Consider the following 6,262-nt stretch of genomic DNA (forward strand, 5'->3'; position numbering starts at 1 on the left):
CGGCGGCGAGGGCGAACATGCTGAACCGGTCCATCTTCTTCTGGTCCTTCGGTTCCACGACGCGGTCGGGATCGAAACCCCACGGGCGGTCTTCCGCCAACGCGGGCACGACGCCGGCGACCTTGGCCGCGATCCCTTCCGTGATGTCCTCGGACAGGCCGGCCAGGCCGGACTCGCCGCTCAACAGGCGCGCCCACGCGGCTTCGACGCCACATCCCAACGGCGATACCAGGCCCATGCCGGTCACGACGATACGTTTCGCAGTCATTCCATGCTCTCCAACGGTTTGCAAAATGCGCCATATGACGCAGAATTCAAGCGCCAGTATATGGAGGTGGCGTCGTAAAAGTTGGTGGATCGCGCCAATCAATATGCAAAACACGCCATAATCACAGGATGATCACCCTCTCTGCCCACTTCCTGCACGGGATGCTGTACGCGATACGCACCCGGCATGGCGCCGCCGTCGCGGCGCAGGCGCTCGCCGGCGCCGCCATTCCGCCATCATTGCTCGACCAGCCCGACGCGCGGCTCACGCGCCAGCAATACGTCGCGCTGTACCGGACGATCGCGGCGACGCTCGACGACGAGATGCTGGGCCTGTGGTCGCGGCCGATCCGGGGCGGCACCCTGAAATACCTGATGCTCAGCCTCCTGGATGCGCCGACGGTGCTGGTCGCGCTGAACCGCCTCGTGCGCTTCTGGAACCTGCTGCTGGACGACTACCGGCTGCAGATCTCGACGAAGAACGACCTGGTGCGGCTGGCGCTGGTGGAGCGGGCGCCGGGGACGCCCGTCACGCCACTGGCCCACGAGCTGATGGTGAAGCTGATCCACGGGATCGCATCGTGGCTGCTCGGCCGGGAGCTCGGCCTGCACCGCGTCGAATTCCGTTTCCCCCGCCCGCGGCACGCGGAAGACCATGCGCTCCTGTTTCCCGGCGAGGTGCGCTTCGATGCGGACATGACGGGCATCGAGTTCGCCTACCAGGATTGCGCGGAACAGTTCAGGCGCGAGAAGCACGAGTTGTGGGCATTCCTGAAACGCGCGCCCGAAGACTGGACGTTCAGCGCCGGCCAGCGCGGCACGCTGATGGCCAGGACGCGCGCGTATCTCGAGCAGCACATCGCGCAGCCGGTGACGATCCAGGATCTCGCGCAGGCGCTGCACGTCTCCGTGCGCACGCTCAACCGGCGCTTCGCGGAAGAGGGCACGCGCTTCCAGCTGGTGAAGGACGGCCTGCGGCGCGACATCGCCGTCCACCGGCTCGCCAATTCGAACACGGGCGTGGCGGCGCTGGCGTTCGACCTGGGCTTCGCCGACGCCACCGGTTTTTGCCGCGCCTTCAAGCAGTGGACGGGCAGCAGTCCGACCGATTACCGCAAGGGGAGCCGTCAGGGCGAGTGAGGCGTCCAGCCGCCCAGCACCCAGGCCGGATCGCGGTAGTGCGCGATCGTGTCCGCGTCGCGGTCCTTGTCGAGCCGGCGCGATGCCGGATGCCGCTTGCCGACGTCCACCGGCTTGCCGTCGGCAGCGCGGCTGTTGAATTCCAGGAACCGCACGTGCGACGCATCGCCGTCGACGGGGCCCCAGCCTTCCGGCGCGATGCCGACCAGGGTCGCATCCAGCAGCACCGCTTCCGCATACGGATAATTGCGGCCCTTGTTGTCGGGCAGGCGCGCCAGCACAGTCTCGCCGCCGGTCGCACGGAACGTGCAGTGGTCGAACACGTTGCCGTGATTCGCCTGCGTATTCCGGATCCACATGAACGCGCCGCGCGAGACGATCTCGCAGTGGCGGAAGTACGCGGGACCGCGGCCGAGGATCGTGTCGCCGGTGCCCGTCAGGCGGATGTTCTCGAAGTACGCGCTGCCGTTCGTCTGCAGCGCCTCGCCCGCGCCTTCGATCGTCACGTTCTTCACGATCGTGCGCTCGCCGTTGAGCAGCAGGCCTTCCGCCTGGCCGTTCGCCGTCGTCGCGATGGTCAGGTTCTCCAGCACCATGCCGCGTACATGGTCGAGCGCGAACGCCGCGCGCCGCGACGGGAACGTGCCCGGCAACTCGTTCGTGCCGACGTTCGGCGGATGCGGGTTGAACACCTCGTTGTTCGCGTAATGGATGCGTACGCCGTCGCGGCTCTCGCCTTGTACGGTGACGTCGTGCTTGTTGCGGGCGTAGACGATCTCCTCGTAGTCGCCGTTCTTCACGAAGATCGTGACGCGGCCGGCGTGCCGGTCCGGTACCCAGTCGAGCGCGCCCTGCACGGTGTCGAAATCGCCGCTGCCGTCCGCCGCCACGGTCACGCGGCGCGCATCCGCGGCCGGCGCACGGGCCTTCGTCGTGAAGCGCCAGTCGTTGACGCCCTTGAAGCTGCCGTCGGCCACCGTCAGCACGCCCGGGTCGATCCGCACGTAATACGTCTTCCCGTAGCGGAGCAGGTTATGGTGCGGGGTGATCGTGGCCGCGTTGCCGTGCACGATCACGGGATAAAAATGAAAACCGTCCGTGAAGCCGCCGATGATCGTCAGCTGGTAGTTGCCCGCGGCAGGCTGGACGCCCGGTGCGGACGGCGTGCCCGGCGTCGTGCCTGCATTGGTCCGGCGCGGCCCGCCGTAGTCGTAAGTCGTGGCGAGGTAGGGCGGATACGGGCCGGGCGCGCGTTCGGTGGGGCCGGGCGGGATGCCCAGGTCCAGTTCGTCGACGAGCTTGTCGTCGGCCGCGTCGTAGATGCGGATCCTGCCGGCGTGGCCGATCGTCGGCGGGCTGGCGAAGCGGAGTACCAGATGCGTGTCCGGATTGACGTCGGTGGCGCCGTTCGGTGGAAACTGGGGCGCGGCACCGGCCGGGGTGCAGAGGGCGAGGACGGCGAGGAACGCGAGCTTCATGGGTCTCCGTGGTGGGCAGCCTGTCGTCGGACCATTGTAGAGCGGCTGGACCAATGTTGCAATCGGTCCAGCCGCGCTGTCGTCGTCAGTCGAAATCCGCGTCCAGCACGATCCGGTAGCTCGCCTTGCCGGCACGCAGATGGTCCATCGCGTCGTTCACGCGGCGCATCGGGAAGTGCTCGACCTTCGGCGCGACGTGGTGGTGGGTCGCGAAGCGCAGCATCGTGTCGATCTGGGCGCGGCTGCCCGTCGGCGACGCGGAGATGGCGCGCTGGCCCATGATCAGGCTCATGACCTGCACCGGCACGGGCTGCAGCACGGCACCGAGGAAGTGCAGGCGGCCGCCGGGCGCGAGCAGGGCGATGACGGCGTCCCAGTCGAGCGGCGCGTTGGCCGTGATGAATACGAAGTCGAAGCTGCCGGCCAGGCGCTGCATGTCGGCGTCGGACCGGCTCGAGGCCGTGTGATGGGCGCCGAAGCTCAGCGCTTCCTGCACCTTGCTGGGCGACGACGTGAACGCCGTCACGTCGCAGCCCCAGGCGTGGGTGAACATCAGCGCCATGTGACCGAGGCCGCCGATGCCGAACACCGCCACGCGCGCCGTCGGCGGCACGTGCAGCTGCAGCAGCGGCGCGAACACGGTGATGCCGCCGCACAGCAGCGGTCCGGCGTTCTGCGCCGCCAGCGCGCCGGGAATCGGGATGGTCCAGATCCAGTGGGCGCGCACGCGGTCGGCAAAGGCGCCGTGGTGGCCGACGATGGTCGCCTGCACGCTGGCGCACAAGTGAAAATCGCCGCGGAGGCAGGCCGCGCAGTGCTGGCAGCTGCGCACGTTCCAGCCCACGCCCACGCGCTGGCCGATGGTGAGGCCCTTGGCCGCGGCGATGGCGCCGAGCGCGGCCACGCGGCCGATGGCTTCGTGGCCGGGCACGAACGGGTACGCGGTGATGCCCCATTCGTTGTCCAGCATGGAGAGGTCGGAATGGCAGACGCCGCAATGCTCGACCTCGACTTCCACGTCTTCCGGTCCCAGCGGGCCCGGGTCATATGCGAACGGTGCCAAAGGGCCGCCGGCGGACTGGGCGGCCCATGCGCGAATATTGCTCATGCCAGTGCTCCCGTGTTGAGGACGAAAAAATACTAGCACCGGCAGCGCGACGGGCGCGCGCTATTCACTCCTCGACGAACACGACAGCCGTGCGCGGCGGCACCGAGAACTCGCCCGTCGCGGCATCGAACGTCGCCTGCGTGGCCCGTTTGTCGGCCACGTGTTCGGACAGGAACACGGGGTGTAACCGCATGCGCTTGCCGATGGCCTCCGGGTCCGCCACCGTGTGCCCGACCTTGTCCACGTTGATGACGTAGGTGATGCCGGCGAACCCGGCGCCGGCCAGGCCGCGGCCGTCCAGGTGCGCGGCGGCCACCGTCGGGACCTGCGCGCTGCCCGTGTTGAAGAAGCGCAGGCGCTGGCGGATAGCGGCCGCCGTCGGCAGCCGGAACAGCGTGGAGCTGGCGCGGATGGCGAGCAGGTCGCGGAACGCGTCGCGCGTGAAGGCGATGTCGGCGGGCGCCGGCTTGATGGCGGCGTCGGCCAGCAGGGGCTGCAGCAGTGGCCAGTCGCGGCCATTGTCGTCCGCGGGCGGCAGGCCCGTGCCGAAGTGATTGTCGCGGTAGGTCCAGTCGATGCGGTTGAACCAGTCGCCCGAATTGAAGCTGTTGCGGTCCAGCGATTTCGAGCGCAGCACGTCGATGCCCGCGTGGTAGTACGCGACGCCCTGCGCGAAGGCGTCGACCGCCATGCCCAGCACCTGAACGCGCGCCCGTTCCCGGCTCGTCGTCGAGACAGGGAGCTTGAACACGTCGATGTCGAACAGCGTCTGGTTGTCGTGGTTCTCGACGTAGTTCACGACCTCGCCCGGCTCGCTCGCATAGCCGGCCGGCTGGCCGTTGTAGTCGATGGCTTCCAGCCGCACGGTCTTGTCGTCGAACGTGTGCAGCGGATACGAACGGAGCGAGCCCGCGAGCCCCGCGCGCACCAGGTCCGCGGCTTTCAACAGGTCGGCGGCGGGGCGCGCGCCCGCATGTGCGTTCGGATCGTAGACGAGGCCATTGATCCAGCCCTGGCGGCCGAACATCGCCTCGCCCGAATCGCCCGCGGAACCGCCGCGCACGGCGTCGCGCAGGCGGTCGTTGAACGTGCCGATGCCGCTGCCGTTCAGCGACAGCTGCGACGCCTGCACGAAGCGGGCGCCGTCCGCCACTTCGCCGAAGTTCCAGCCTTCGCCGATCAGCTGGACGTCGCGGCCCGCGATGGCGTTGACTTTTTTCTGCAGGTCTTCCATGACCGCGCGCGGCTGGTGGCCCATCAGGTCGAAGCGGAACGAATCGATCCTGTATTCCTTCGCCCACAGCGCGACGGAATCGATCATCAGCTTGCCCATCATGCGGTGTTCCGTCGCCGTGTTGTCGCAGCACGTCGAGCGCTCGATCGCGCCGTTCGCGTTCAGGCGGTGGTAGTAGCCGGGCACGACGCGGTCGAGGACGGATTTCTCGTTCTGCCCCGCGATGAACGTATGGTTGTAGACGACGTCCATGCCGACGCGCAGGCCCGTCCTGTGCAGGCTTTGCACCATCTGGCGGAACTCGACGATGCGACGGGCGCCGTCGGCAGGATCGGTCGCGTAGCTGCCTTCCGGCGCGTTGTAGTGGAACGGGTCGTAGCCCCAGTTGAAGCAGTCCGTCTCCGCCGTGCGTTTTATCAGTGCCTGCTGCGTGTCGCCGTCCGGCGTGCCGGCCGGTTGCGGCACGGCGCATGCCGTCTCTGGCACGCTGCCGATGTCGTACACGGGCAGCAGGTGGATGTCCGTCAGGCCGCTGCGCGCCAGTGCCGCGAGATGCTTCATGCCGTCCGAACCGGTATCGGTGAACGCGAGGTATTTGCCGCGATGCGCGACCGGCACGCTCGCGTCGTCGCGCGAAAAGTCGCGCACGTGCAGTTCGTAGACGACCATGTCGGTCTGGTGTTTCACCGTCTGCGGCGCAGGTGTCGTGTCCCAGCCGGCCGGCTTCAGGCGCGGCGAATCGAGCCGTGCGATGTAGCTGCGCGTCGAATCCGTCGTCAGGCTGATCGAATACGGATCGGTGACGAGGTTGCGCACGATGCCCGCATCGACCGGCACGTCGACCGCGTACTTGTAATACTTGCCGGTCAAATCGCCCGGCAGCGCGGCGCGCCATGCGCCCGTGCGGCGGTCGAATTCCATCTGGTAGACCGCGCGCACGCCGCCCGTGCCGCCGTCGTACACGCAGACGGCAGCCTGCTGCGCGGTCGGTGCCCACACCGCGAAGCGCGTGCGCCCGCTGCCCACGTCCACGCC

At 68.2% G+C, this 6,262-nt stretch carries 5 protein-coding genes; 1 reads left to right on the plus strand and 4 read right to left on the minus strand.

Annotation, left to right across the window (positions count from 1 at the left end; all coding sequences use genetic code 11):
* The coding region (locus ACEN88_RS22225; RefSeq protein ID WP_413343102.1) for a beta-ketoacyl synthase N-terminal-like domain-containing protein at nt 1-268 on the minus strand (268 nt) is incomplete at its 3' end.
* Between the two features lie 128 nt (nt 269-396).
* On the opposite strand from ACEN88_RS22225, the gene ACEN88_RS22230 reads away from it, so the two are divergent.
* The gene (locus tag ACEN88_RS22230; RefSeq protein WP_413343104.1) at nt 397-1,407 is read left to right on the plus strand and encodes an AraC family transcriptional regulator ligand-binding domain-containing protein; all 1,011 of its coding nucleotides are present in this window, start codon (nt 397-399) and stop codon (nt 1,405-1,407) included.
* Here ACEN88_RS22230 and ACEN88_RS22235 read toward each other — a convergent pair.
* The 3 genes from ACEN88_RS22235 to ACEN88_RS22245 all read right to left on the minus strand — a co-directional run.
* A complete protein-coding gene (locus ACEN88_RS22235; protein WP_413343106.1) occupies nt 1,395-2,885 on the minus strand; it encodes a pectinesterase family protein in 1,491 nt (496 codons plus the stop codon). The genes ACEN88_RS22230 and ACEN88_RS22235 overlap by 13 nt on opposite strands.
* Nucleotides 2,886-2,970: 85 nt before the next feature.
* Nucleotides 2,971-3,993, minus strand: coding sequence for an NADPH-dependent aldehyde reductase Ahr (gene ahr / locus ACEN88_RS22240; RefSeq protein WP_413343107.1), 1,023 nt, complete (start codon nt 3,991-3,993; stop codon nt 2,971-2,973).
* A gap of 64 nt (nt 3,994-4,057) precedes the next feature.
* Nucleotides 4,058-6,262: alpha-1,6-glucosidase domain-containing protein (locus tag ACEN88_RS22245; protein WP_413343109.1), on the minus strand; the 2,205-nt coding region annotated here is incomplete at its 5' end.

The organism is Massilia sp. CT11-108 (genome assembly GCF_047302915.1).
Lineage (GTDB): Bacteria > Pseudomonadota > Gammaproteobacteria > Burkholderiales > Burkholderiaceae_D > Telluria > Telluria orientalis.

Bases quoted from the DNA above. Each gene is read 5' to 3' on its own strand.
- ACEN88_RS22235 (WP_413343106.1), bottom strand. From the start codon at position 2,885: ATGAAGCTCGCGTTCCTCGCCGTCCTCGCCCTCTGCACCCCGGCCGGT.
- ahr (WP_413343107.1), bottom strand. From the start codon at position 3,993: ATGAGCAATATTCGCGCATGGGCCGCCCAGTCCGCCGGCGGCCCTTTG.
- ACEN88_RS22230 (WP_413343104.1), top strand. From the start codon at position 397: ATGATCACCCTCTCTGCCCACTTCCTGCACGGGATGCTGTACGCGATA.